The following is a 25,768-nucleotide window of genomic DNA, read 5'->3' as shown; positions in this document are numbered from 1 at the left end:
AGGGATGGAGAACATGAAACGTAGAAGTTTTCTGGCAGGCATAACCGGCGCATTGGCCGGTGCAACACTCTTGGGCGTCAACGCCCGCCAGGCTCTGGCCGATACGCTGGAGACCATCAAGACGCGGAAGAAGCTACTGATCGCCGTCGATCTCGGCTCGCCGCCATTCGGCATGAGCGATGCGGCGATGCAGCCAACCGGCTCCGACGTCGAGACCGCCAAGCTGCTGGCCGCCGATCTCGGTTTTCCGTTGGAAATCGTGCCGGTCACCAGCCCGAACCGCGTACCCTTCCTGCTGACCAGCAAGGCCGACATCGTCATGGCCTCCTTCAGCGTCAACGAGGAGCGCAAGAAGGTCATCGATTTCACCGACGCCTATGGCGTTATCCAGATCGTTGTCGCAGCGCCGAAGAGCGTAAACATCAAAACCCTGCAGGATGTTGTCGGCCAGCGCCTTGGCACGACCCGCGGCTCGACCAACGACAAGGTCGCGACAACGGAGGCGCAAGGCGCCGAGATGGTGCGTTACGACGATGACGCGACTCTGATCACAGCCCTGGTTTCCGGCCAAGTCAACATCATGGCGTCTTCTCCGCAGATCATGGCTGCCGTCAATCAACGCCGGACGAGCGACCCGCTCGAGGTCAAGCTGGTGCTGAAGACCAACCCTTACGCCATCGGCCTGCGCAAGGGCGACGACGCGCTGAAGGCGACGCTGAACGAATGGATCGCCAAGAACCTTGCCAACGGCAAGCTCAACGAGATCTATCAGAAGTATAATGGCGTAGCGCTTCCGGCCGAAATGCCGAAGACGTAAAACAAACACCGGAGCGCCGCATTGTCGGCGCTCCCTGCAATCCCATAAAGCGGTTCGAGCGGGCTGGCCCCTGCGGACAAGGAGTGAACGATGAAAGCATTGATCTGCAACGAGCCGGGCCGGCTGTCTCTGATCGAGCGGGACATCCCCGTTCCCGCGGATGGAGAGGTGCTGGTCCGCATCAAGCGTGTCGGCATATGCGGCACGGATTTTCATATCTTCCAAGGCAAGCACCCTTTCCTCGAATATCCGCGCGTCATGGGCCATGAGCTCTCAGGCATCGTCGAGGACGCACAGGGATCGTCGCGGCTGAAGAAGGGCGACAATGTCTATATCGTCCCATACCTCTCCTGCGGGAAATGCGTTGCCTGCCGTCGCGGCGTGACCAATGCCTGCCAGAACATCGCCGTGCTCGGCGTGCACAAGGACGGCGGCATGTCCGAATATTTGTGCGTTCCCGAACAGAACGTCATCTCGGCCGGCAAAGCCTCGCTCGACGACGCCGCGATGATCGAATTCCTGGCGATCGGCGCCCATGGCGTCAAGCGCGGCAACATCCAGGCTTCCGATCGCGTTCTTGTGGTCGGCTCGGGACCGATCGGCATGTCGGCGATCATCTTCGCAAAGGCGCGCGGTGCTGATGTGACCGTCATGGACATGCGCGAGGATCGCCTCGCCTTTACGACCAGCGCCCTCGGCGCTGACAGGACCCTTCTCGCCAACGAAGAGGCGGAGGCGGAAGCCAAGCGCCTGACGGACGGCGATTTCTTCGATGTCGTCATCGACGCCACCGGCAATGCCGGCGCGATGCAGCGTGGCTTCGGCTTCGTCGCCCATGGCGGCCGCTACGTCCTCGTCAGCGTCGTCCGCCAGGACATCACCTTTTCCGATCCGGAATTCCACAAGCGCGAGACGACACTCTTTGCCAGCCGCAATGCTCAGCCGGATGATTTTGCCGAAGTGGTAAAGCAGATGGAGGCGGGACGCGTGCCGACCGCCGCCCTCAACACCCATCGCGGCGCGCTTTCGGACGCTCCGGGGCTCTTCACCGAATGGCTGCGCCCCGAAGCCGGCGTCATCAAAGCCATTCTGGAGGTGTGATTGCATGGTCACGCCGCGCACGCTTCGTCTCCATGACGCCGACAATGTCGTCATCACCATCGAAAGCCTGTCGCGAGGCAAGGTGATCGATGGCGGCGTCACGGTCGCGGCAGCCGTTCCGCGCGGCCATAAGGTCGCCGTCCAACCGATCCGGACTGGCGAGCCGATCCGCAAATTCGGGCAGATCATCGGTTTTGCGAGCAGCGATATCCAGCCGGGCGATTGGGTGCATGAGCATAATGTCGCGATCCATGATTTCGAGCGCGACTATGCCTTTGCCTCGGAGGCGAAACCCGATAGCGGGCTTCTGCCCGGCGAAAGCCCGGCGACGTTCGAGGGCTTCCGGCGCGCTGACGGCCGCGTCGGCACGCGCAATTATATCGGCATCCTCAGCTCCGTGAACTGTTCCGCCACCGTCGTCGACTTCATCGCCGACGAGATCATGCGCTCCGGCATCCTTGCCGATTATCCCAATGTCGACGGCGTCGTTCCCTTCACCCATGGAACCGGATGCGGCATGGGCAGCAAGGGCGAGGAGTACGATCTGCTGGCAAGGACCCAATGGGGTTATGCGAGCCATCCGAACTTCTCCGCCATTCTCCTGATCGGGCTCGGCTGCGAGGTGTTTCAGATCCCGCGCCTGAAAAAGACCTACCGGATTGCCGAGGGCGAGCATTTCCAGAGCTTGACGATCCAGGACGTCGGCGGCACCCGCAAATCGGTGATGATGGGCGTCGAGAAAATCCGCGAGATGCTGCCATTTGCCAATAGGTCGGTACGCGAGACGGTTCCGGCCTCGGAGCTGATGCTGGCGCTGCAATGCGGCGGCTCGGACGGCTATTCCGGGCTGACCGCCAATCCGGCCCTGGGGGCTGCCGTTGATATTCTCGTGCGCCATGGCGGCACCGCGATCCTGTCGGAAACTCCGGAGATCTATGGCGCGGAACACCTCCTCACCCGGCGGGCGGAGAGCCCGGAAGTCGGCCAGAAGATCGTCGACCTGATCGACTGGTGGCGGGATTACGCCGCCAAGACGGGCGGCGAATTGAACAATAACCCCTCGCCCGGCAATAAGGCCGGCGGCTTGACGACCATTCTGGAAAAGTCTCTCGGCGCCGTCGCCAAGGGCGGCAGTTCCACCCTGCGCGGCGTCTATCGCTATGCCGAGCGCATCGACCGCAAGGGCTTCGTCTATATGGATACGCCCGGCTACGATCCGGTCGCCGCGACCGGCCAGGTTGCAGGCGGCGCCAACGTGCTCTGCTTCACCACCGGCCGCGGATCGGCCTATGGCTGCAAGCCGACACCGTCCCTCAAGCTCGCCACCAATTCCGACCTGTTCACGCGGATGGAAGAGGACATGGATATCAATTGCGGCGATATCATCAACGGCGTGTCGATCGAGGAAAAAGGCCGCGAAATCTTCCAGTCCATCCTGGAAACCGCCTCCGGCAAGCGCTCGAAATCCGAACTGCTCGGCTACGGCCGCAACGAGTTCGTGCCCTGGCAGCTCGGCGCGACGATGTGATCTCGCGCCGGCTATCGACACCATGGGCACATTACCTGTAGCGCAGCCCGTCGACTACGATCCCAAGAATTGTTGAATTCGTCGCCATCAACGCGTGCCTCTCCATATAAAAACTTACCGATCGGGAAGTTTTTCAATCTCCATATGACATACTTCCCGATCGGTAAGATTGCTCTTGTTGACGCGATAATCTTCCTGTACGGTAAGACAAACGGGAGAGAAGAATGATCCGCTCGGCGCGCGACTTTGGAACCCTGATCAAAGACAAGCGAAAAGCGCTCGGCTGGACCCAGGCTGAACTCGCAACCCGGTCTGGGACAGGCGAGCGTTTCATTGTCGAGCTGGAAGCCGGCAAACCAAGCTGCCAGCTTGAAAAGGCGCTCATCGTTGCTCGTGCCGCAGGCTGCGAGATCGCCGATCTCAAATCCGCATCGCCACAGCCGCCGCGGCCGGAAGACGACGAACTCGGCTTCCTGCCAACCTTTGGTGATGGGACATGACGGCCATCTATTACGAGAGATTTCCCCTTGCGCACTTGACGTTCACGGATCAGTGGCGCCTCGACTATGATCCCACATGGGAAGCACGCCGCTCCGCTTTTCCGGTTTCGCTTACAATGCCGCTGCGATCAGGATCGGTGGCCGCAGACAAACTCCTTCCCTGGCTCGCAAACCTGCTGCCCGAACTTCATCTTGCGGAAATCGGTCAACGCCTCAAAGTATCCCCCCAGGATATCGTCGGTCTCCTTGGGCATATTGGCCGCGACACCGCCGGCGCTCTCTCCATCGGTGAGCCAAAGAAACCCGGCATCCACCTCAGACCGGTTCCGGACGAAGCGGCCTTGGAGCGCATTCTGAATGAACTTCCAGCCAGGCCATTCCTTGTCGGCGAACGTGGCGTCTCGATGTCGCTGGCCGGCGTCCAGGAAAAGCTGCCGGTCTTTGTCGATCAGGATGGACGGATCTCAATCCCGGTCGACGGCACCCCTTCGACCCATATTGTCAAACCGGACACGGATCGCTTGAAAGGAAGCGTCGACAACGAAGCTTTCTGCCTGGCGCTGGCGGGGGCATGCGGCCTGGACGCCGCCGAGGCGGCTGTCCGTCAGGCGGGCAAGCGTCGCTATCTGCTGGTGAAGCGCTATGATCGCTTCGCCGACGAGCAAGGCGACATGCGCCGGCTCCATCAGGAAGATCTTTGCCAGCTCACCGGCCATTTTCCGTCGCAAAAGTACGAGCGCTCATCATCCGGCACAGGCGTCACGCTAAAACAGATGTTCGGTGCGGTGAATGATCTGATATCGCCGGGTGAACGACTGAAACTGCTGGATGCCGTCATCTTCAACCTGCTGATTTGCAACTCCGACTCCCACGCGAAGAACTACTCCATCCTGATAGGCGCGGGCGGATCGACCAAATTAGCGCCGCTCTACGACGTGATGTGCGCGGCGGCCTATGAACAAGTCGACCAGAGCCTGCCGCAGGGCATCGGGGGAAAATTCAGCGCTTCGGATCTGCACGGCAAGGATTGGAAAGCATTTGCCGAAGAGGTAGGCCTCAGCCCGGCGTCGACGATCAAGCGTATCGAGGACCTTTCGGTGCTCGTTGACAGTGCCTGCGATAGTGTCAGAACAGAGATCCTGGAACGAGGCGGCGATCCGACGAAGATACTCGAACGCCTGACCCATTTGATCCGGAAGAGATGCCGTCGCATTCGGCGCCAGCTTTAGGAGTTGACGGGAACGCCGCCCCTCACCGTCCCTTGAACTGTGGCGGTTCCTTCGCGGCGAAGGCACGCATGCCCTCCGCACGATCGTCGCTTGCCGCGATCAGGGCCGAGAGCGAGCGTTCGTAGCGGATGCCGGCGGAGAGCGGCGTTTCGAAGCTTTCGAGCACCGCGGCCTTGGCCATCGCCACGGCAAGGGGAGCCGCCTTGGCGATCCGTTCGGCAATCGTGCAGGCATGCGCTTCCACCGTCTCGCCATCGGCGGCGATGCTGCTGATCAGGCCGCAGGCCCTTGCCTCTTCCGCATCAAGCTTTCGCCCGGCCAGAACCATCTCCATCGCCATCGACTTGCCGACGGCGCGCACGAGGCGCTGGGTTCCGCCGGCGCCGGGTATGGTGCCGATCGCGGTTTCCGGAAGGCCGAACAGCGCCGTCTTGTCGGCGACGACGATGTCGCAGATCAGCGCCAGCTCAAGACCGCCGCCAAGGGCATAGCTCGAAATCGCGGCGATGAGCGGCTTGGTGATGGCCGCCACCTCGTCCCATTTCTCGCTGAAGCCGCTGATATAAAGCTCGATGGGACTGGCGGCGGCGAGCGATCCGATATCGGCGCCGGCGGCAAAGCCGCGCTCGCTGCCGCTGATGACGATCGCCCGCACGGAGGTATCCGCCTGGCAGTCGCGCAACGCATCGACGAGCCCGGTCAACATCTCGATGTTGAGCGCATTCCGCTTGGCCGGCCGGTCGAGGATGACGCGCGCGACGCCGCTTTGCTTCTCGGTTTTGACGAGGGAGGATGTCATGGCTCGCGCCTTTCCGTCAGCAGGCGGACGGTATCGTCGCGGCGCGCGATTACAGCCGCAATCTCTTCCGCCGTCCAATCGTAAAAGCCGCGACCGCTCTTCGTTCCGAAAGCACCTTCCTCGCACAGCCGGCTCACCAGGGAGGGTATGCCTTCGCTGCGGTCGAGCGCCGGCATCAGAATGCGCGACACTTTCTCGACCGTGTCGAGACCGGCCAGATCCATCAGCCGCAGCGGCCCCGCCGCCGACCAGCGCGGCGCGAGCGTGGTCTCGACTGCCCGGTCGACGTCTTCAATCGAGGCGGCGCCCACTTCGACGAGGTGAAGCGCCTCGCGCAGGATCGCATATTGCAGCCGATTGACGACGAAGCCCGCTATATCGGTCTTCACCTCAATCACTTCCTTGCCGATATCGGCGCAAAGCGCGCGGGCGCGTTGGACGACCTCATCCGAGGTTTTCTCGCCGCGCACGATCTCGACAAGCGGCATGACGGCCGGTGGATTGAACCAGTGAATGCCGACGACCCGCTCCGGCCGGGCAAGCCCCGCCGCAATCAGGGTGATTGGAACGCTGGAGGTGTTCGTCGTCAGAAGGCAGTCGTCCGGCGCCGCGGCTTCGATCTCACCGAAGATGCGCTGCTTCAGCGTGACGTCTTCCGCGAGATTCTCACTGATGATGCCGGCACCGGCGACGCAGTCCTCGATCGAGGTCGTGTACGTGACGGCCGCTTCGCCGGCGATGGCGACGATCCGGCTGCTCGCCTTGTCAAGCGTCTCCGCGCTGCGGGAATAGACGGCGACAGGATAGCCTTGTGCTGCAAACACGCCGGCGATGCCGGCACCCATCGTGCCCGCGCCGAGAACGGCGACCTTCGGCCGGATACTGGTCTTGTCGTTGATATCTCGCGCCATGATCAGATGACCCCTCGCAACCGGAGATTCTCGATATCGGGGCCATTGAGCCCCAGTTCGTCGCTCAAGACTGCATCGGTATGTTGCCCCAGGGTCGGCGCAACATAATCGCCACCCGAAGTAATGCCGCTGAAGCGAACCGGCTGCGGCATGACCTGGAATTCGCCGGCGTTGCGATGCTGCACGGTATGCAACAGCTGGCGGTGCTGCGCATGCGGCGTGGCGAGCGCTTGGGCGAGATCGTAGATCGGCGCCGCCGGAACACCCGCCTGGTCAAGCAGCTGCGTCACCTCCTCCGTCGAGCGAGTGCGTGTCCAGTTCTCGATGATGGCTCGCAGCTCCTCCTGGTGGCCCTGCCGGTCGGGATCCGTCTTGAAACGAGGATCATCCGTCAAGCCCGGATTGCCGAGCGCCCGCGCCAGTCGGGCAAAGAGCGCATCGTTAGCAACGGCGATGACGACATAGCCATCGGCCGCCTGATAGGAATCCATCGGCGCGCTGATCGGATGCGCGTTGCCGACGCGGCCGGGTGCGCCTCTGCCGCCGGCAATCTGCGACAGCGAAACCATCTGCAGGGACATGATGGAATCGAGCATGGCGACATCGACATGCTGGCCATTGCCGGTTCGATCGCGCTGAAGCAGCGCCGCAAGCGCGCCCCAGGAACCATAAATGCCGGCGACGACATCGCCGATCGCATCACCCACACGGGTCGGCGGGCCGTCCGGCCAACCGGTGACGGTCATGATGCCGCCCATCGCCTGGACGACGTGATCATAGGCGGCGCGGTGCGCAAGCGGGCCATCCTGGCCGAAGCCGGAAATGCTGACATAGATCAGGCGCGGATTGAGCGCTTTTACGGCTTCGTAATCGATGCCCAAACGCGCCGTGACGCCCGGCCTGAAATTCTCGACGAGAATATCGGCCTGCTTGATCAATCCGAGCAGCAGTTCGCGGCCCTCATCGGATTTCAGGTCGAGCGTGACGCTTTTCTTGCCGCGATTGACCAGCATGAAATAGCTGCTCTCGCCGCCGACATGCGGGGAAAAGGCGCGGGAATCGTCGCCATGATCGGGGATTTCGATCTTGGTCACCGTTGCGCCGAGATCGCCGAGCATGGCGGAGCACAGTGGCCCCGCAAGCACGCGCGCCAGATCCAGCACCTTTATTCCATCCAGCGGCCGTACGGCCTGCGTTGCTTCGGTCACGGAAGTCTCCAAGCTCTTAAACGTTGACTGCGAGGGCACGGTCGACGGCCCCGGCGATGGTGCCGTTGTCGATAAGGTCGCGGACGGCCTGCAATTCCGGATACATGGCGCGGTCGCTGTCGCGCGGCGGAACGACCTGCCGGATCGCGTCATAGGCCGCACCCGTACCCCTGCCCGGCCGCAAAGGCTGGTGGAATTCCAGCCCCTGGGCGGCACAGATCAGCTCGATCGTCAGAATATCGGCGAGATTGTCGGCCGCCGTGCGGGCCTGCATTGCAGCGGAAACGCCCATGCTCACATGGTCTTCCTGGCTGGCGCAGGTGGTCACCGTATGGACCGAAGCCGGCGCCGCGAGACTGCGGTTGTCGCCGGCGATAGCAGCGGCCGCATAGGGCGGGATCATGAAGCCGGAATTGGCGCCGCTCGCGCCCATGAGGAAAGGCGGCAGCTCGCTGATATGGCCGTTGGTCAGGCGGTCCGACCTTGCCTGCGACATGGTGCTGACATGGGCGATGGCAATCGCCAGCACATCCAGCGCCAGCGCCGCTGGCGCGCCATGCCCGTTACCGCCGGGCAAAGGCACAAGCTCCTCGTCTTCGATGACGAAAACGGGATTGTCGGTCACGGAGTTGATCTCGATGGTCAGGACATCACGGCAATAGGCAAGCGCGTCGCGCACGCCGCCATGAACCTGCGGAATGCAGCGCAGGCTGAGCGCATCCTGAAGGCGGTGATCGCGATGCTTCGCCAATACCTCGCTATCCGACAACAGGCTTCGCAGCCGGCTTGCCGTCGCGACCTGACCGGGATGCGGCCGCATCCGCTGCAGGCGTTCGTCATAGCCTCGGCTGTTGCCCTTCAGCGCTTCCAGGCTCATGGCGCCGGCGACATCGGCGATCGCCACCAGTTGCTCGACCTGATGGACGGCGAGCGCGCCGATGCCGGTGATTTCATAGGTACCACTGATCAGCGCATGCCCTTCGCGCGGACCGGGAGCCTTGATGGCAATGCCGGCGCGGGTCATCGCTTCGCGTCCGGAAAGCAACTCGCCTTCGTACCAGGCGCGTCCCTCGCCGAAAATGACGAGACCGATATGCGAGGTGGCGATCAGATAGCCGACCGAACCCTTCGCAGGCGACCAGGGGATGACGCCACGGTTGAGCATCTCGCTCATGGTCTCCACAAGCCCGGCGCTGACGCCGCTACACCCCTGCAAGAGCGCCTTGATCATCGTCGCCATGATGGCGCGCACGGCCGGCGGATCAAGCGGCGTGCCCATACCGCTCGCATGACTGAGCAGCGTGTTGAGCTGCATCTGCGACATGTCTTCGGGCTTGAGCTTGACCGTGTAGAGATCGCCGACCCCGGTCGTCAGACCGTAGATGGGCACGTTATTCTTGATCGCTTTGAGGAGATGTTGCTGGACCCTGCTCATGCCCTCGAGGGCATCTGGGCAAAGCGCGACCTTTGCTCCCATGGCGATCGCCGCGATCTCCTCGATCGTGGTCGGCGCGGTGCCGAGCGTGACGGTGGTGGAGGCGTGTGACGATTGATCGCTATGTTCCATTTCCGCCCTCCCTTGGACGGATGCCAGCCTTCTCCTTCTGGAGACAAGCGGCCTCTCTACTTCCCTTTATTCAGGTGCCGGCGGCCGAACGTGGGCTCGGCCGCCGCGATATCGATTAGTTCAGCTTGTTCTTCGCCAGCCAATCGCCGGCAACGGTGTCGAAGCTTTCCTGATTGGCGAGACGACCGTTCATCTCGATCAGGTCCTCGGTTGTCAACGCGGCGGAGACGGCGTTGAGCGTCGCGGTGACCTTGTCGCTGACCTTGCTGGTGGCGATGATCGGCAGGATGTTCTGCGCCGGGAACAGGTTTTTCGTGTCCTTCAGCGCGACGAGCTTGCTCGCCTTCATCGCCGGATCGGTCGAGGTCATATCAGCCGCATGGACCTGGCCGTTGGTCAGAGCCGAAAGGGTCAGCGGACCAGCGACGTCAAGGGTTTTGAAATCCTTGAATACCAGGCCGTAGACGTCCTTCAGGCCGACGACGCCTTCCTTGCGCGTCTTCCATTCCGGCGGACCACCGAGAACGAGTTCGCCGGCGACCGGCTTCAGATCCTCGATCGACGTCAGGGAGTATTTCTTGGCGGTTTCCTCGGTGACGGCAAGCACGTCAGAATCCTGGGCATCGGATGCCGTCAGCATAGACACGCCCTTCGGCAGCACCTTGCCGAGCGCCTCGACGACATCCTTCGGGGCATGGGCGGTCGCGTTCTTGTCGAGGTAGCTCAGCGTCGCGCCGGCATATTCGGGAAGAAGGTCGATCGAGCCGTCGAGCAACGCCGGCATGTAGACTTCGCGGCTGCCGATATTGAGCTTCGTGTCCACCTTCATGCCCTTGGCGGCGAGCGCCAGGGCATAGATCTTGGCGAGGAGCTGGCTTTCCGGGAAGTCCGCGGATCCGACGATGATCGTATCCGCATCCGAGCGTGGCGTGCTCGAGGACAAGGGGTCTTCGGCCCGCGCGAGCGGAGCGACCGCAAGAAGGGCAGAAATGGCGATAGCGCCGATTGCAAGCATGTTTCGCTTTATCATTATCGTTCTTCCTAGCTGTTCCGTTATTTTCCGTTTGCAAGCTGGCGCCGGGTGGCGGCGCCCTTCACAGTCCGGCGCGTCAAGCCGGGCGAGACTGCGATCCTGGATGCGAGGCCGAAAAACAGGTCGACGATCAGGGCGAGAACACCCACGAGAACGGCGCCGGCGGCCATCTGCATGTAGTCGTTTTGGGCGCGGCCATCGATGATGAGCCGGCCGAGGCCGCCAAGCGAGACGTAGGCGGCGATTGTCGCTGTCGAAATCACCTGCAAGGCCGCACTGCGAAAGCCCGAAAAGATCAGCGGCAATGCACAGGGAAGCTCGACGGTGAGCAGCAAGGCGAGCGGTCGGTAACCCATGCCCCTGGCCGCATCGACGGCGGCCGGATCCACCGAGGTGATCCCGGAATAGGCGCCCATCATGATCGGCGGCACCGCGATCAGCACCAGGACGGCGATGCTCGGCACCAGATAGGCCAGGTCCGATTTGAAATAAGGCCCGACGAGAATGACGAGCAGGACGATCAGGCCGAGGCTCGGCAGAGCGCGCGTGGCGTTGGCAAGGCCGGCGATCAGGAATGTCCCCTTGCCGGTATGTCCGACATAGAGGCCGGCAGGCAGGCCGATGAGCGCCGCGATGAAAAGCGAGATGAAACTATATTGCAGGTGCTGGGCAAGAAGGTTCGGGATGCCCTCCGAGCCCTGCCACTGCGCTGGATTGAGAAACCATTCTATCATGAGCTCACACCTTTCTCGGCCGCCAGGGCGTCAGCCAGCGATTGAGCAGGACGACGAGACCGTCGAGGACGACGGCAAGCAACAGGCAGAGCACGATGCCGGCGATCAGCGGTGTGACGAATCGAAGCTGAAGACCTTGCGTGAACAGCAGCCCGAGCTGCGGCGTCCCGATCAAGGCAGCGACAGAAACGATGCTGACATTGGAGACGAGCGCCACGCGCAGACCCGCGGCAATAACGGGCACGGCAATCGGCAGCTCGACCATGAAGAACCGCTGCAAAGGCCGGTACCCCATGGCGGTCGCGGCCTGCAGCGTATCCGGGGGCACGGCGCCGAGGCCATCGCTGACGGTGCGGACAAGCAGGGCAAGCGAATAGACCGTCAGCGCCACGACCACATTAAGCGGATCGAGGATTTTCGTGTGAAGCACCAGAGGCAGCAGAACGAAGAGCGCCAGCGACGGGATGGTGTAGAGCAAGCCCGCGACCCCGAGGATCGCCGACTTGAACAGCCCGCTTTTATGCGCCAGCCATCCGAGCGGCAGCGAAAGGATGAGAGCGGCAATGACGGGAATGACGGAAAGACCGACATGCCACCAGAACAGGTTGGCAATGTTCCCGGACTCACGCAGCAGCCAGTCAAACCGCATGGTCGGCTCCCTTTACCGGAGCCGCCGGATCTTCCGATCCATCCAGCAGCGCAACCAGATCCGCGACCCCAATGGAGCCCATCAGCTGCCCCTTGTCGTCGACGACAACGCCGCGCCGGCTCGGCGAGCTCAAAGCCGCGTCGAGAAGCTGTCGAAGTGAGCCGTCAGCCGAGGCGAGCGTACCGCTGAGATTGAGGTCGCCCATCCGGATTGGCCCCTGCAGGCTTGCCGGTTCCGTCCAGCCGAGAGGTTCACCGCGCTCGTTGGTCACCAGCAGCCAGCGATCCTTGGCAGCGCCTCTCGCTGCTTCCGGCGCATCGCCGAGGCGCACGGTCGGCTCGGTCTTGACAGCCAGCCGTCCATTGGCACCGACGAAGCCCAGGAAACGATAGCCCCGGTCGCGACCGACGAAATTGGCGACGAAGGCATCGGCCGGTTTGGTCAGCAACTCCTGCGGCGTCGCGATCTGCGCGAGCTCGCCGCCGACGCGCAGAACCGCGACCTGATCGCCAAGCTTCAGCGCCTCGTCGATATCGTGGGTCACCATGATGATGGTCTTGCCCATCTCTCGCTGAAGACGCAGGAACTCGTCCTGGAGCTGCGTGCGGACGATGGGATCGACCGCGCTGAAAGGCTCATCCATCAGCATGAATTTGGGATTGGAGGCGAGCGCGCGCGCCACGCCGACGCGCTGCTGCTGGCCGCCCGAAAGCTGCCAGGGATAACGATCCGCAAAGCTTTCCGAGAGACCGACACGCTCGAGCAGTTCCAGCGCGATCGCGCGGGCCTGCTTCTTCGGCGTGCCGTTCAGGCGGGCGGTCGTCGCGACATTGTCGATGATCGTCCGGTGCGGGAAGAGACCGGCATGCTGAATGACATAGCCGATCCGACGCCGAAGCACCGCTTCGTCCATCCGCGATGTCGGTTCGTCGCCCAGCCGGATCGTGCCGGAACTCGGAGCCACGAGACGATTGATCATGCGCAGCGATGTCGTCTTGCCGCATCCGGACGGCCCGACAAGCACCGTCAATTTACCGGTCGGCGCCGTGAACGACAGTTCGTTCACCGCCACAACATCGCCGTGATAGCGCTTCGTCACATTTTCGAAAGTGATCAACCTGGCTCACCCATTCTTGTTCCACCTGTATATACAGGTTACACGAAACCAATGGCTGCGCAACTGGGATGGCAAAAATTTTAGCCGGACTAGCGGCATGCCCATTTAATATGCAAAAACCTGCATTTAAATGTCTCGCGTTGCGAGCGCGTACCGAATACCGCTCCGCAGCGCCGGACCTGAAAATCCTCGGCCTCGCAACTTGATAAAAACCATCGATTTGATTAGTGACGGTGTATGCAAGGGCGAAACCCCGGCCCGCGAGCTCCAGCAAGCAGCGCGCCACACCGGCTTTCATGGCCGACTGCCAGATTTTTAATCAGCACCGATTATTGCCTTGCAAATGCTCATTCGCTATGCCTGTATATACAGCCAACCCTTAAATGGATGCGTGTATGCAGATCATCACTCCGAATGATGCGGCGGCTCTTTTGAAAGACGGCATGACCGTCGCCGCCTCCGCTTTCGGAGGATGCTGCCATCCCGAGGCCATTTCGGCCGCCGTCGAGGAGCGTTACCTGACGGAGGGGGCTCCCCGCGATCTCACGCTTCTGTTTGCCGCCAGCGCCGGCGACCGCAAGACGCGCGGCATGGGCCATTTCGGATATGAGGGTCTTGTCAAGCGCGTCATCGCCGGCGGCTGGCGCGGCACTCCCCGGCTCGGCGAACTGGCACTTGCGGAAAAGATCGATGCCTATTGCTGGCCGCAGGGCGTAATCGCCCAGCTCTATCGCGCCATTGCCAGCGGCCAGCCCGGCGTCATCACCCATATCGGCCTCGGCTCCTTCATGGATCCGCTGCACGGCGGCGGCCGTATGAACGAAAGCACGACGACCGAACTGGTGGAGCGGGTCACCTTGCGCGGCCGCGACTGGCTGCTTTATCCCTCGATGCCGCTCGATTGCGTCCTTCTGCGTGGTACGACCGCCGACGAGGACGGCAATATCACGATGGAGGACGAAGCTTTTCCGGTCGACGTTCTCGCCATGGCGCAGGCCGGCCGGAATTCCGGCGGCATCGTCGTCGTTCAGGTGAAGCGCATCGCCGAACGCGGCTCGCTGCCAGCCACCGATGTCCGCATTCCGGGTATGCTGGTGGATTATGTCGTCATCTGCGACGATCCCGCCCAGCATGGCGTCAGCTTCGGCGAAACCGACAATATCGCCTATACCGGCCGCTTCCGGGCCGCTGCCGGCCAGTTGCCACCGCTACCGCTTTCCGTCGACAAGATCATCCAGCGCCGCGCATTCCAGGAGCTTCTCGGCCACAACAACGCAACGATCAATCTCGGCATCGGCATCGCGGCGGGGATCGGTCGTATCGCCGGTGAAGAAGCCTATGACGACTATACCGTGACCATCGAATCCGGTGTCATCGGCGGCATTCCGGCCGAGGAGCTTTCCTTCGGCGCGGCGATCAATCCGAGCGCCATCATTCCACAGGCCTCTCAGTTCGACTTCTACGACGGCGGTGGCCTCGATGTCGCTTTCCTTGGGATGGCGGAGGTGGACGTGCGCGGGGCGGTGAATGTCAGCCGCTTCGGCAAGTCCATCGTCGGCGTCGGCGGCTTCACCAATATTTCCCAGACCGCCGGCACCGTCGTCTATATGGGCTCGTTCTCGCATGGCAGCGCCGATATCCGGGTCGAGGATGGGAAGCTCTCGATCGTCACGGACGGCCGTTCCTGCAAGATCGTCGACAAGGTAGCCCAAGTAAGCTCCGATCCCGCCGCCGCTCCGCAAGGTCAAAAACAGATCGTCATCACCGAACGCGCCGTTTTTCGCGTCATCGATGGCCGGCTGACACTGATGGAAGTCGCGCCGGATATCGATGTGAAAGCCCATATCATCGATCGCCTGCCGTCGGGCGTCGCAATCGCCGACCAGCTCGGGCAGATGGACATCCGCCTTTTCCGTCAATCCGCCATGAAGGATTTCGACCATGAAGATTGATGGCTCCGTCGTCATCGTCACGGGATCGGCGACCGGCGTCGGCGCGGCCTGCGTCCGCATGTTTGCCGAAAAGGGCGCAAGGGTCGTCGTCAACTATAGCCGCAGCCGCGACGAGGCGGAAGAGACCGTCGCCGCCTGCGAGGCGCTCGGCGCCGAGGTCGAACTCGTTCAGGCAGATGTATCCGACGATGCCGCCTGCCGCGCGATGGTGGCCAGGGCCGTTGAGCGCTGGGGCCGGCTCGATGCGCTGGTCAACAATGCCGCCGTTACCGTCAAATCCGATCCCTTCGATCTCGAAACGCTTTCAGCTGAGGATTTCCAGAAGGTGTTCGGCGTCAACGTCGTCGGCGCCTATCAGATGTGCCGTGCCGCCATCCCGGCCATGCGTGCCACCGGCGCCGGCGCGATCGTCAACGTCTCTTCGAATGTCGCCTTTACCGGCGGCGGCACCTCGCTCGCCTATACCGCCTCAAAGGGCGCGCTCAACGCGCTGACCATGGCGCTTGCCCGCACCTGTGGCCCCGAGATCCGCGTCAACGCCGTCTGCCCCGGCGTCATCGATACCCGCTGGATGCGCCAGACGCTTGGAACCGATGCCTACGATGCGCTTGCCGCTCGCTTTTCCGGCACAGCACCGCTCGGACGTGTCGCAACGCCCGAAGATGTCGCCGGCGCGGTTGTCTGGCTGGTCGAGGGCGCGGAGTTCGTCACCGGCGAATTGCTCTCCGTCGATGGCGGTATCCGCCTGGCGGGCGGCGTGCGCAAACCTACCGCCAAGTCGGGAGCGTGACCATGACCGTCTCGCTGCAAGCGCTCATGGACTTTCCCATTCCGGAAGCCCGGCAGACGGTAACGGCGCGCGACGCCATTCTCTACGCGCTGACCGTCGGCTATGGCGCCGCCCCTCTCGATCCGGCGCATCTGCAGCGGCTGCAGGAAGAAGATCTGCGCGCCGCGCCAACCATGGCGAATGTGATCGCCCATGCCGGTCCATGGATGAAGGATGCCGGCGTCGATTGGCAGCGCCTCGTTCACTCGGAGCATCGCCTGACGATCCATCGCCCCCTTCCCCTCGACACGCCGCTGCTGTCGCGCTCCCACATGCTCTCCGTCGTGGACCGTGGGACGGAAAAGGGCATGTTTGCGACCTTCGAGCGAACGATCGTTACAGAAGCGAATGAAACACCTGTCGCGACCATCCTTCAGACGAATGCCTGTCGCGGCGACGGTGGATGCGGATCGGCGGGAACGCCACTGGCGCCGCTGCCGCTCGTTCCCGATCGCGCGCCGGATACGGTTTTCGCAATCGCGGTGCCGGAAGATGCTGCCCTGCTCTACCGGCTGAACGGCGATCTCAATCCGCTTCATTCCGATCCTGCCTATGCGGCCCGCGCCGGTTTCCCGCGCCCAATCCTGCACGGCCTGTGCACATTCGGCTATGCCGGCTACGCGATCGGGCGGACGTTGGGTACAAACGAAATTGCGGATGTCGGCTTCATCGCCGCCCGCTTCACCGCCGTCGTCTTTCCCGGCGACCAGCTGGAATTCGATATTTGGCGAGAAAGCCACGACATACGCTTCCGGGCTCGAGTGCCCGCGCGTGCTGTCACGGCGCTCGATTATGGAACTGCGAGGTTGGCATGACTGGACCGAAACCCAAACCGGCGGGCGATGCGCCACATTATCTGCGCATCAAAGAAAAGATCATGGGTTTGATCGCCGAAGGCAAGCTCAAGCCGGGCGATCGCGTTTTTTCCGAAAGCGAACTGGTCTCGTCCTTCGGCGTTAGCCGCATGACCGCCAACCGGGCGCTACGCGAATTGATGTTCGAAGGCGTACTGACCCGCTCCGCCGGCCTCGGTACCTTCGTTTCCTCGCAGCGCCACGATATCGATCTCCTGCAGATCAAGAACATCGCCGAGGAGATTTCCAGCCGGGGTCATCGCCATACCGCCAAGGTGCTGATTGCCGACCGCATCAAGGCGGACGCAAGCGTCGCCCAGTCGCTCGATCTGGAGCCGGGCATCGAGGTCATGCATACGCTGATCGTGCATCTGGAAGACAATCAGCCGATCCAGGTTGAGGAACGCTATGTCAATCCGGTGGTCGCGCCCGACTATCTCACCAATGATTTCAACGAGATCACCCCAAACGAATACCTGACGCGGGTGGCACCGATTACCGAATTCGAGCATTTCGTCGAGGCGATGAAGCCGGATGCCACGGTCAGGAAATTGCTCGGCATGAAGCCGGATCAGCCTTGCCTCAGGGTCTTCCGCCGCACATGGTCCGGCGACGCCGTCGTCACCTGCGCGCTGCTCTCTTATCCCGGCGACAAGTACCGGCTGGAAGCACGTTCGGGCAAGGGACGGGCAAAGCCGCTCGCTCTTCTGGAGGGCAGGCAGGGATGACCAACGCCGGCAATATCGTCTCCTTCATGGGAACCGCTCCGACGGTGAGCGACATTGCTGCCATTGCGCGGCGGAATGCCCGGGTGACGATTTCTTCCGATGTCGAACATAAGATCCTAGCAGCGCGCGCCATCGTCGATCGCTACACAGCATCCGACGTGCCCGTATATGGCTTGACGACCGGGCTCGGCGCAGGCGTCGATACGCGTCTCGCAACCGACGATCTCGTCGCCTTCCAGCTACGCGTGCCACAAGCCCGGGCCGTTGGCGTCGGGGCTCCGCTTCCACGAGACGTCGTGCGCGCGATGATGGCCGTCCGGATCGCTGGAATGGCGGCTGGCGGTTCCGGCGTGTCGCTGCCGGTGTTTTCGGGTCTCGTCGCGGCGCTGAATGCCGGTTTCCATCCGGTCGTGCCTTCTCTCGGCTCGATCGGGGCGGCTGACCTTGCACCGCTGGCGCATATGGGCAGGGCGCTTCTGGGCGACGGCGAAGCGGAAATCGGCGGCGCTGTCATGGCGGCCGGCGAGGCGCTGATGACAGCCGGGCTCGAACCGCTTCGGCTTGCGCCGAAGGACGGGCACGCGATCGTGGTTGCCAACAGCCTGTCCGTCGGCAAGGCCTGCCTTTGCCTTGAAGATATCGAACAGCTCTTCACTTGGTCGCTTGCCGCTGTCGCCCTGAATTTCGAGGCATTCCGCGCCAATGTGACCGCCTTCGATGACCGGGCGCTGGCGGCACGGCCGGCCTTCGGTCAGCGCGAGGCGGCCGCACGACTTCGCGACCTGCTCACTGGCAGTTCCTTGCTGGCCGATGGCGCGGCCCGGCGGCTGCAGGATCCCTTGAGCTACCGCTGCGCGCCGCAGGTCTCAGGCGCACTCCTCCACGCCATCGGCGAGGCGCGTCAGATAACGGAAATCGAGATCGCCAGCTCCGGCGACAATCCAGTCGTGCTGATCGACGAAGGCCTGATGCTGTCGCACGGCAATTTCGACATGACCGCCTTCGTGCTGGCGTGGGAGCGGCTCGGCCAGGCGCTGGCGCATTGCGCGGCGGGGACCGCCTACCGAACGATGAAGATCATGTCGGCCGGCATGTCCGACTTGCCGCGCTTCCTGACGCCGCTCGGCCAAAGCCGGACGGGCTTCGCCACGGTCCAGAAGACCGTCTCGGCGCTCGAAGCGGAAATTCGCCATTTCGCCGCACCGATCTCCCTCACCCCCATACCAGTGGCCGATGGCGTCGAGGACCAGGCATCAATGGCGCCAAGCGTGCTTGCAAAGACCGAAGCGATCATCGAGCGGCTGCGCTATCTCGTCGCCATCGAGCTGATCGCCTCGGCCCAGGCCGTGGAGCTGCGTGGCGTGGAAAACGAACTTGGGACAGGTACGCAGGAGGTCTATCGGCGTGTCCGCGAACAGGTGCCGCCGCTCAGCGAGGATCGCGCCCAGGGTCCGGACTTCCAACGTATATCCGAACTCATCAGAAACTCCGCCTGACGGGGCCGGAATTGAAAAGACCAAAACTGATTTTGCAGCGGCATCAATATTGATCCACCAGATTTAACCAGAGGGGAATGAAGATGAAATTATCGATCCTGTCCGCCATCGCCGCTGCCGTGATGGCCACCTCCGCCTTCCAGCCCGCCGCGGCAGCGGAGCCCATCAAGGTCGGCAGCAAGAATTTCACCGAGCAATATATCCTCGCCGAAATGTATGCGGCCCTTCTCGAAAAGGCCGGTTTCCAGGTCGAGCGCAAGATCAATCTCGGCGGTACGATGATTGCGCAACAGGCGCTCACCACCGGCGCGATCGACCTTTATCCCGAATATACCGGCACGGCGCTTTCCGCCGTCGTCAAGGGAACGATGTCCACCGATCCGGACAAGGTCTACAATGAGGTCAAGGACTTCTACACCAAGCAGTTCAACCTTACCTGGCTGAAGCCCACCGGCATCAACAATGGCTATGTCATCGTCGTGCGCCAGGAAACGGCCGATGCCGACAAGCTGAAGACGCTGTCCGACTTGGCCAAGGTATCGGGCACGCTGATCTTCGGCGGCGGCGCGGAATTTCCCGACCGCGCGGACGGTTTGCCCGGCCTGAAGCGCGTCTACAGTGCTGAATTCAAGGAATTCAAGCAGTTCGCCAAGCTCGGCCTGCGCTATGATGCGCTTGCCCAGAAAGATATCGACGTCGTCAACGGCGCCGCCACCGACTGGCAGATCGGCGCAAAGGGACTGGTCGCCCTTGACGACGACAAGGGGCTCTTCCCGCCCTATTACCTCGCCCCCGTCGTCCGCCAACAGGCGCTGGATGCCAATCCGAAGATGAAGGACGTGCTGGAAGCGCTCGGCTCCCATCTCGACAATGCGACGATGCGCGTCCTCAATGCCAAGGTCGAGAACGACCACGAGGAACCCAAGGACGTGGCGGAAGCCTTCCTGAAGGAAAAGGGCCTGCTTCCCTGATCGTCTTGGAGCGCGACGGGCCTCATGCCCGCCGCGCTCCCTTCCGGCACCATCGCCGGCAATGTGCAGCAATCGACGTGACCGCCAGCGGCGGTATCCTGGAGAACGGGAATGCAGGAAATCTGGATCGACTATCTGAACGCCATCGATGCCAAGGCACTGGCGCTGACCAATGACGAAATCCTCGATGCCGTCAGCAAGGCGCTGGATGCACAGGGACGCGGCGAGACGGTAATCGAGCCGCGCGTGCATCTCGTGCCCGAAAGCTCCGACAAGGGGCATTTCAACGTGCTGCGCGGCTATGTGAAATCGCTCGGCTATGCCGGCGTCAAAGTGGTCGGCGATTTCGTCGACAACTACAAGCAGGGCCTGCCGTCGGAACTGGCCGTGCTCAACCTATTCGATCCGCATACCGGCGTGCCGAAGGCGATCGTCGACGCCACCGCGATCACCGATATGCGCACCGGCGCGGTTACCGCCATCGGCGCACGCCATCTCGCCCGCAAGGACAGCAAGGTGCTCGGCCATATCGGCGCGCGCGGCACGTCCTACTGGAATGTCCGCCTGCTCGACCATCTCTTCGACTTCGAGGAAATCCGCATCCATTCCCGCCGTCCGGAAAGCCGCGATGCCTTCGCCGCCAAGCTGGAAAACGATCTCGGCAAGAAGATCATCGTCACGGACAATTGGGAAGACTGCCTGAAGGACGCCGATATTCTGGTCGAGGCGAGCCGCCTGCCGGAGCCGACGCCGCTCTTCAAGACTTCCTGGGTCAAGAAGGGCGCCTTCGTCGTTCCCTACGGCACGATGAGCGCGCTGGAATTCGACCTCACCGACATTATGGACAAGGTCGTCGTTGACGATTGGGGCCAATGCGGCCCCGGCCGGCCCTATGGCGCGTTGCGCCGGCATGTGGACGAGGGCAAGGTGACGGCAGAAACGCTTCATGCCGAAATCGGTCAAATCGTCTCCGGCATGAAGCCCGGCCGCCAGAGTGACGACGAAACCATCCTCTTCTGGCATCGCGGCCTCAGCACGACCGATGTCGCGCTCGGAGCCGCCATGGTCGACAAGGCCAAGCGAATGAATATCGGCCAGCGCCTGCGGTTTGCGTGACCGGCCATGACCAGGACCGCCTCCGCGCCGATCGCCTGCTCGAGAATGTATAATCTCAGCCCGAAGATAACCGGGCTCTGGGACGGCTTTTTTACGTGGCTCAGTGCGCAATCCGGCGTCAGGCTTGAGGTGATTCCCCACGCTGCTCCCGCACCTCTTTCCACGCTCTGGGAACGGCCGGATATGGGCGTCGTCTTCATGTGCGGCTTCCCGTTCTCGAAGCTTGCCGCCGACCTGCGGCCGATACCGCTCGTAGCCCCGATTTCGCTCGCGAACTGGGCCGGCGAGCAACCGGTCTATGCGAGCCATATCGTCGCCGCCAGGAATACGGCCTTTGAAAGTGCCGACCTTGCAAAGGCGCGATGGGGCTGGACGGTGCGGGATTCGCAGTCCGGCTATAATGCGCCGCGAGAATTTCTTGCCACACAACCCTATGCGAAAGAAGTGCGCGATACGGTCGGCCCGCTTCTCAACCCGCGCGGCGTCGTGGAAGCGATCCGCAGCGGGACGATCGATGTCGGGGCGATCGATGCCTATGCCTATCAACTGCTGGACATGCACGAGCCGGATATGATCGCGCCGCTTCGCATCGTCGCGACGACCAAGCCCGCACCCTTCCCGCTGCTCGTAGCCTCCCGTCAGTTGCCGTCGGACACGGTTCTGGCGCTCAAGCATACGCTTCTTCACGCGCATCGGAGCGACGAGGGGCAAACCATCCTTGCCTCCCTCGGTCTCGCCGCTTTCTCGGAGCCAGATGTAGCGGCGTACGATCGGATGCCGGCCAGAGCCAAAGACACGGACGAAACCCTGGGAGCGTCATGGTGAAACCGCGACAGATCCGCCATCGCTCCAGCAAAGGACCCTGTCGATGAAGTGGGTCCCGAAGAATATCGATCGGCTGGCTGAAGCCCTGCTGGAACATCTCTACCTCGTCTTCTCGTCCGTCGGGATCGCGCTGATCATCTCGCTGATCGTCGGCATATGGGCGGCGCGCAAGCCCCGCACCTTCAGCGCCATCGTCATCGTGGCCGGTGTCCTCTTCGCCGTGCCGAGCCTTGCGCTTTTCGCCCTGCTCATTCCGACCCTCGGCATCGGCGCGGCACCCGCCATCACCGGCCTTGCGGCCTATTCGCTGATGATCCTCATCCGCAACATCGGGCTTGGCTTCCAGGCCATCCCGCGTGACGTGCTGGATGCCGCGCACGGCATGGGATACGGGACCATCCGGCGCATCTGGGAGATCGAGCTACCGCTCGCCATGCCGTTCATTGTCGGCGGCATCCGCATTGCCATGGTTACGGTAATCGGGATCGCCACCGTCGCCGCCTACATCAATGCCGGCGGCCTCGGCGTGATCATCTTCGAGGGCATCGACCAACGCTTCCCAGAAAAGATCCTCGCTGGTGGCCTGCTCACCTCGGCACTGGCGCTTTTCACCGACTACCTCTTCGCGGCGATCGAAAAGATGCTCCGCCGACGCAGCGGGAGGTAGAAGAATGATCTTGATCGACGCCTTCCACTGGATCGCCAGCAATCCCGGCACCTTCTTCAGCGCCTTCAACCGCCATATGCTGATGTGCGCGATCTCCCTCGGGATTGCGCTGGTCATCGCGATCCCGCTTGGCTTTCTCGTCGCCAGAATGCCACGCGCCGCCTTCGTCGCCGTCAACACAGCCGGTTCGCTGCGCTCTATTCCAAGCCTGGCGATCCTCTCGGCGGCCATGCCCTTCCTCGGCATCGGCCTCCTGCCCTCGGTCATTGCCCTCATCGTACTGGCGGTGCCGCCGCTCCTGCTCAACACCATCGTCGGTATCCGCGAAATCGACCCTGCCCTTCTCGATGCCGCCAGCGGCATGGGCATGGGACGCCGCGATATCCTCTGGCAGATCGAAGCCCCGCTTTCCGTACCCTCGATCCTTGCCGGCGTTCGCACCAGCGCCATTCAGGTGATCGGTGGCGCGGCCCTTGCCTCCTTCATCGGCGGCGGCGGGCTCGGCGACTTCATCAATGCCGGCATCGCCATCATGAACATGCCGCGCCTGCTGGTCGGTGCGCTTCCCATCGCCCTTCTCGCCATCCTCGCCGAACTGACCTTCGGCTGGCTGGAGCGATTTTTCACTCAAAGACGATGACCGCGGAAGGCCATTGCCATGATACGACTCGACCATGTCACCAAGAACTATGAGGGAAGCGAGCGCCACGCCGTCGATACCCTCGAGCTTGAGATCGAAACGGGCACGACCGTCGCACTGATCGGCCCTTCCGGCTGCGGCAAGACGACGACAATGCGGATGATCAACCGGCTGGAAACGCCGACGCGAGGTCGCGTGCTGGTAAATGGACGGGATGTGGCGGAGACCGATCAGAAGCAGCTTCGCCGCAGCATCGGCTACGTCATCCAGCAGGTCGGGCTTTTCCCGCATATGACGATCGCCCGCAATGTCGCGACGGTGCCGCGCCTGCTCGGCTGGGACAAGGCAAGGATAGACCGCCGCATCGACGAGCTTCTCGACCTGGTCGGCCTCGATCCCGCCATCATGCGCCGCCGCCTGCCGCATGAGCTTTCGGGCGGGCAGCGGCAGCGGGTCGGCTTTGCCCGGGCGCTGGCCGCCGATCCCGCCATCATGCTGATGGACGAGCCTTTCGGCGCGATCGATCCCATCACCCGCGTGCGGTTGCAGGACGAATTCCGGCAGATCCTGAAAAAGGTCAGCAAGACCGTGGTCATCGTCACCCACGATATCGATGAGGCGATCAAGATGGGCGACCGCATCGCCATCATGCGCGACGGGCGCCTGCTGCAATATGATACGCCGGAAGCGATCCTCTCCCGTCCGGCCAACGACTTCGTCGAAAGCTTCCTTGGGCCGGACCGGGTAATCAAGCGCCTGAGCCTGATCGAAGTGGCAAGCGTCATGGCGCCGCCTGCAACTGAGGTTTCCGCTGTCTCCATCAGGCCGAATGCCAGTCTTCATGACGCCCTGGCGCTGATCCTGGCCGATGATCTGCAGGGGCTGGACGTCAGGATAGAGGGCGGCGATAGGGTTGGATATCTGTCGCGCGAGGCTGTGCTTTCCGCGCATCGGTAGGATGGAGTTTTCTGGCTGCACGAACTTGCTCTTAGTCAGGACAATCACGCCCCGAGCCCGTCTCAGCTCAACCAGTTTTCAATATCACGCGGTCCATAGACGATCGCAACGACAAAGATGCCGTAAGTCATCGGCTCGTAGATGACGACATAACGACCCTCAATGAGGATTCGTGCTGTGGGACTCAATTCCGGCCGAGGAGATCCCATGAGAGGTTGTCCTGCCGCAAGCTCGGCCTTGTCCATAATCCGCGTGAGAAGGGCATCCGCTGCCCGTTCATTGTCCGGCACGATCGTACGCCATATTTGGCGCAGATCTTCCTCTGCCTTGGGGCTTAGAATGTATTTAGCCACCGCGACGGATTTCCGCCTTCAACTCCGCCAGAAGCGTTTTGGCATCGACCTCACGGCCTTCGCCGCTTGCCATGCCTTCGTCATATGCTCTCTTGAGACGGTTGATTTCCAAGAGACGAATTTCTTCACGCTGCTCCCATAAACGCAGGGCATCCCGAACCACCTCGCTATTGGAGGCATAGGCTCCGGATTCAACAGCGCCCTGCAGACGCGCCACCTGCTGAGGCGAGAGGGATATGGTAAGGGTTTTCATGGGTTCGGTTTTCATCAGCTATTTATAGCAATCCTAACAAGAACTAACAATATCGCATAAGGTGCAGTCGTTGGCGCGCGCTCTTGGAATCAGCGCGCACATGATCTACATTAAAATCAAAATCCATCTACATGGAGGTGATCATGGCCATCAATGTCAACAATCGTGAAGCAGATGCGCTGACACGCAAATTCGCGCATATGGCCGGCGTCAGTATCTCCGATGCCATTGTCATTGCGATGAAAGAAGCCATCGCAAAGCGTAGTAATGCGGAGACTCCGCATCAAACAGCGATGCGGCTCCGCGAAAAGCACGGGATTGCCCTAAACAACCGGACCCAGAAACCGCTTCCGCGTGAAATATTCGATGCCATGTGGGATGAAAGCTAGTGTTCGTCGATGCCTGCGCCATCATCGCCCTTCTCTCTGACGAGCCAGAGGCGGAGAGAGTTTCGAAGGCGATCGCATCGGCGAAAAGCCCGATGACCTCGCCGGTCGCTGTTCTGGAAGCAGCGCTCGGTCTTGCCCGTCCGGATAAATTCGATCTTTCGGTGGAAGCGGTCGAGGCTCTGCTTCTGGAGTTCATCGACGAGCGCGGCATTGAAATCCGCGATCTGCCGCCGGCACGGGAAACGACCCGTCTCGCTCTTTCGGCCGCACACCGCTATCGCTCGGGACGTCATGGGCTCAATCTCGGCGATTGCCTGCATTATGCTTGCGCCAAATATTATGGCGTTCCGATCCTCGCAACGGCGGATGAATTCCGGCGAACCGACGTCGAAACCGTCCCCTGACGGGAGCCAGATTCTACACCCATCATGATTGGAATTCTGTCCTGTACGGCTCGCGATAGAGTCGCCCGGAAGCAGTAAAAAAGGAAATCCCCGCCGTGGCTCACCACAACGGGGATTGTCACTATTTCACCAAACCCTTCC

General features: G+C 62.1%; 28 protein-coding genes and 1 pseudogene. 19 read left to right on the top strand and 10 right to left on the bottom strand.

Annotated elements, in window-relative coordinates:
• Positions 1–13 precede the first annotated feature (13 nt).
• The 6 genes and pseudogenes from AC1RO0_RS28625 (at position 14) to AC1RO0_RS28600 (ending at position 5,175) form a co-directional block, all read left to right on the top strand.
• On the top strand, positions 14–817 hold the full coding sequence (locus AC1RO0_RS28625) for a transporter substrate-binding domain-containing protein (RefSeq protein WP_498595930.1): 804 nt from the start codon (positions 14–16) through the stop codon (positions 815–817).
• A 90-nt stretch (positions 818–907) separates the two neighbouring features.
• On the top strand, positions 908–1,918 hold the full coding sequence (locus tag AC1RO0_RS28620) for a zinc-binding alcohol dehydrogenase family protein (RefSeq protein WP_498595929.1): 1,011 nt from the start codon (positions 908–910) through the stop codon (positions 1,916–1,918).
• A gap of 4 nt (positions 1,919–1,922) precedes the next feature.
• Complete coding sequence (locus AC1RO0_RS28615) at positions 1,923–3,446, top strand: UxaA family hydrolase (protein ID WP_498595928.1); 1,524 nt, start codon at positions 1,923–1,925, stop codon at positions 3,444–3,446.
• 224 nt (positions 3,447–3,670) lie between these two features.
• Positions 3,671–3,946, top strand: a complete 276-nt coding sequence (locus tag AC1RO0_RS28610) for a helix-turn-helix transcriptional regulator (protein WP_498595927.1) — start codon at positions 3,671–3,673, stop codon at positions 3,944–3,946.
• A pseudogene (locus AC1RO0_RS28605) lies at positions 3,943–4,173 on the top strand (HipA N-terminal domain-containing protein); the annotation flags it as partial. The gene AC1RO0_RS28610 and the pseudogene AC1RO0_RS28605, both read left to right, overlap by 4 nt.
• A gap of 114 nt (positions 4,174–4,287) precedes the next feature.
• The gene (locus AC1RO0_RS28600) at positions 4,288–5,175 is read left to right on the top strand and encodes a HipA domain-containing protein (RefSeq protein WP_498595960.1); all 888 of its coding nucleotides are present in this window, start codon (positions 4,288–4,290) and stop codon (positions 5,173–5,175) included.
• A gap of 22 nt (positions 5,176–5,197) precedes the next feature.
• Here the strand turns inward: AC1RO0_RS28600 and AC1RO0_RS28595 are convergent, their stop codons facing one another.
• The 8 genes from AC1RO0_RS28595 to AC1RO0_RS28560 all read right to left on the bottom strand — a co-directional run bounded on the left by AC1RO0_RS28595 (position 5,198) and on the right by AC1RO0_RS28560 (position 13,193).
• The gene (locus AC1RO0_RS28595) at positions 5,198–5,974 is read right to left on the bottom strand and encodes an enoyl-CoA hydratase-related protein (RefSeq protein ID WP_498595926.1); all 777 of its coding nucleotides are present in this window, start codon (positions 5,972–5,974) and stop codon (positions 5,198–5,200) included.
• Entirely contained in the window at positions 5,971–6,885 is a 915-nt protein-coding gene (locus AC1RO0_RS28590) for a 3-hydroxyacyl-CoA dehydrogenase family protein (RefSeq protein WP_498595925.1), read from the bottom strand. Before AC1RO0_RS28590 ends, AC1RO0_RS28595 begins: the two co-directional genes overlap by 4 nt.
• Positions 6,886–6,887: 2 nt before the next feature.
• Complete coding sequence (locus tag AC1RO0_RS28585; RefSeq protein ID WP_498595924.1) at positions 6,888–8,093, bottom strand: CaiB/BaiF CoA transferase family protein; 1,206 nt, start codon at positions 8,091–8,093, stop codon at positions 6,888–6,890.
• Positions 8,094–8,109: 16 nt separating this feature from the next.
• The gene (locus AC1RO0_RS28580; protein WP_498595923.1) at positions 8,110–9,660 is read right to left on the bottom strand and encodes an HAL/PAL/TAL family ammonia-lyase; all 1,551 of its coding nucleotides are present in this window, start codon (positions 9,658–9,660) and stop codon (positions 8,110–8,112) included.
• Positions 9,661–9,775: 115 nt separating this feature from the next.
• Entirely contained in the window at positions 9,776–10,690 is a 915-nt protein-coding gene (locus AC1RO0_RS28575; RefSeq protein ID WP_498595922.1) for an ABC transporter substrate-binding protein, read from the bottom strand.
• A gap of 23 nt (positions 10,691–10,713) precedes the next feature.
• Positions 10,714–11,427 (bottom strand): ABC transporter permease, encoded by a 714-nt coding sequence (locus tag AC1RO0_RS28570; protein WP_498595921.1) that lies wholly within the window; start codon positions 11,425–11,427, stop codon positions 10,714–10,716.
• 4 nt (positions 11,428–11,431) lie between these two features.
• On the bottom strand, positions 11,432–12,076 hold the full coding sequence (locus AC1RO0_RS28565; RefSeq protein WP_498595920.1) for an ABC transporter permease: 645 nt from the start codon (positions 12,074–12,076) through the stop codon (positions 11,432–11,434).
• Positions 12,066–13,193, bottom strand: coding sequence for an ABC transporter ATP-binding protein (locus AC1RO0_RS28560; RefSeq protein WP_498595919.1), 1,128 nt, complete (start codon positions 13,191–13,193; stop codon positions 12,066–12,068). Before AC1RO0_RS28560 ends, AC1RO0_RS28565 begins: the two co-directional genes overlap by 11 nt.
• A 395-nt stretch (positions 13,194–13,588) precedes the next feature.
• On the opposite strand from AC1RO0_RS28560, the gene AC1RO0_RS28555 reads away from it, so the two are divergent.
• The 11 genes from AC1RO0_RS28555 (at position 13,589) to AC1RO0_RS28505 (ending at position 24,228) form a co-directional block, all read left to right on the top strand.
• Complete coding sequence (locus AC1RO0_RS28555; protein ID WP_498595918.1) at positions 13,589–15,145, top strand: acyl CoA:acetate/3-ketoacid CoA transferase; 1,557 nt, start codon at positions 13,589–13,591, stop codon at positions 15,143–15,145.
• On the top strand, positions 15,135–15,935 hold the full coding sequence (locus AC1RO0_RS28550) for an SDR family NAD(P)-dependent oxidoreductase (RefSeq protein WP_498595917.1): 801 nt from the start codon (positions 15,135–15,137) through the stop codon (positions 15,933–15,935). Before AC1RO0_RS28555 ends, AC1RO0_RS28550 begins: the two co-directional genes overlap by 11 nt.
• Before the next feature lie 2 nt (positions 15,936–15,937).
• On the top strand, positions 15,938–16,789 hold the full coding sequence (locus tag AC1RO0_RS28545; RefSeq protein WP_498595916.1) for a MaoC family dehydratase: 852 nt from the start codon (positions 15,938–15,940) through the stop codon (positions 16,787–16,789).
• Positions 16,786–17,556 (top strand): histidine utilization transcriptional repressor HutC, encoded by a 771-nt coding sequence (hutC, locus tag AC1RO0_RS28540; protein ID WP_498595915.1) that lies wholly within the window; start codon positions 16,786–16,788, stop codon positions 17,554–17,556. The genes AC1RO0_RS28545 and hutC overlap by 4 nt, the downstream gene beginning before the upstream one ends.
• Positions 17,553–19,052, top strand: coding sequence for an HAL/PAL/TAL family ammonia-lyase (locus AC1RO0_RS28535; protein WP_498595914.1), 1,500 nt, complete (start codon positions 17,553–17,555; stop codon positions 19,050–19,052). The genes hutC and AC1RO0_RS28535 overlap by 4 nt, the downstream gene beginning before the upstream one ends.
• 83 nt (positions 19,053–19,135) lie before the next feature.
• Positions 19,136–20,023 (top strand): glycine betaine ABC transporter substrate-binding protein, encoded by an 888-nt coding sequence (locus AC1RO0_RS28530; protein WP_498595913.1) that lies wholly within the window; start codon positions 19,136–19,138, stop codon positions 20,021–20,023.
• Between the two features lie 111 nt (positions 20,024–20,134).
• Positions 20,135–21,139 (top strand): ornithine cyclodeaminase family protein, encoded by a 1,005-nt coding sequence (locus AC1RO0_RS28525; RefSeq protein ID WP_498595912.1) that lies wholly within the window; start codon positions 20,135–20,137, stop codon positions 21,137–21,139.
• Between the two features lie 45 nt (positions 21,140–21,184).
• The gene (locus AC1RO0_RS28520) at positions 21,185–21,964 is read left to right on the top strand and encodes a phosphate/phosphite/phosphonate ABC transporter substrate-binding protein (RefSeq protein ID WP_498595959.1); all 780 of its coding nucleotides are present in this window, start codon (positions 21,185–21,187) and stop codon (positions 21,962–21,964) included.
• Positions 21,965–22,007: 43 nt separating this feature from the next.
• Positions 22,008–22,631 (top strand): ABC transporter permease, encoded by a 624-nt coding sequence (locus AC1RO0_RS28515; protein WP_034517040.1) that lies wholly within the window; start codon positions 22,008–22,010, stop codon positions 22,629–22,631.
• Between the two features lie 4 nt (positions 22,632–22,635).
• Entirely contained in the window at positions 22,636–23,271 is a 636-nt protein-coding gene (locus tag AC1RO0_RS28510) for an ABC transporter permease (RefSeq protein ID WP_498595911.1), read from the top strand.
• A gap of 18 nt (positions 23,272–23,289) precedes the next feature.
• Positions 23,290–24,228: an ABC transporter ATP-binding protein gene (locus tag AC1RO0_RS28505; protein WP_498595910.1), complete on the top strand. Its 939-nt coding sequence runs from the start codon at positions 23,290–23,292 to the stop codon at positions 24,226–24,228.
• Positions 24,229–24,290: 62 nt separating this feature from the next.
• On the opposite strand, the gene AC1RO0_RS28500 is transcribed toward AC1RO0_RS28505, so the two are convergent.
• Positions 24,291–24,581 carry a type II toxin-antitoxin system RelE/ParE family toxin gene (locus tag AC1RO0_RS28500; protein WP_498595909.1) on the bottom strand — a complete coding sequence of 97 codons (291 nt, stop codon included), beginning with the start codon at positions 24,579–24,581 and terminating at the stop codon, positions 24,291–24,293.
• Positions 24,574–24,834, bottom strand: a complete 261-nt coding sequence (locus tag AC1RO0_RS28495) for a type II toxin-antitoxin system ParD family antitoxin (RefSeq protein ID WP_498595958.1) — start codon at positions 24,832–24,834, stop codon at positions 24,574–24,576. The genes AC1RO0_RS28500 and AC1RO0_RS28495 overlap by 8 nt, the downstream gene beginning before the upstream one ends.
• Positions 24,835–24,977: 143 nt before the next feature.
• On the opposite strand from AC1RO0_RS28495, the gene AC1RO0_RS28490 reads away from it, so the two are divergent.
• Together AC1RO0_RS28490 and AC1RO0_RS28485 are read left to right on the top strand one after the other, a co-directional pair.
• Positions 24,978–25,223 carry a type II toxin-antitoxin system VapB family antitoxin gene (locus tag AC1RO0_RS28490; RefSeq protein WP_498595908.1) on the top strand — a complete coding sequence of 82 codons (246 nt, stop codon included), beginning with the start codon at positions 24,978–24,980 and terminating at the stop codon, positions 25,221–25,223.
• Positions 25,223–25,627 (top strand): type II toxin-antitoxin system VapC family toxin, encoded by a 405-nt coding sequence (locus AC1RO0_RS28485; RefSeq protein ID WP_034517027.1) that lies wholly within the window; start codon positions 25,223–25,225, stop codon positions 25,625–25,627. Before AC1RO0_RS28490 ends, AC1RO0_RS28485 begins: the two co-directional genes overlap by 1 nt.
• Positions 25,628–25,768 lie beyond the last annotated feature (141 nt).

It is taken from the genome of Rhizobium sp. GW821-FHT14E12 (assembly GCF_058803745.1).
This window is presented reverse-complemented; position numbering and strand designations above follow the sequence as displayed.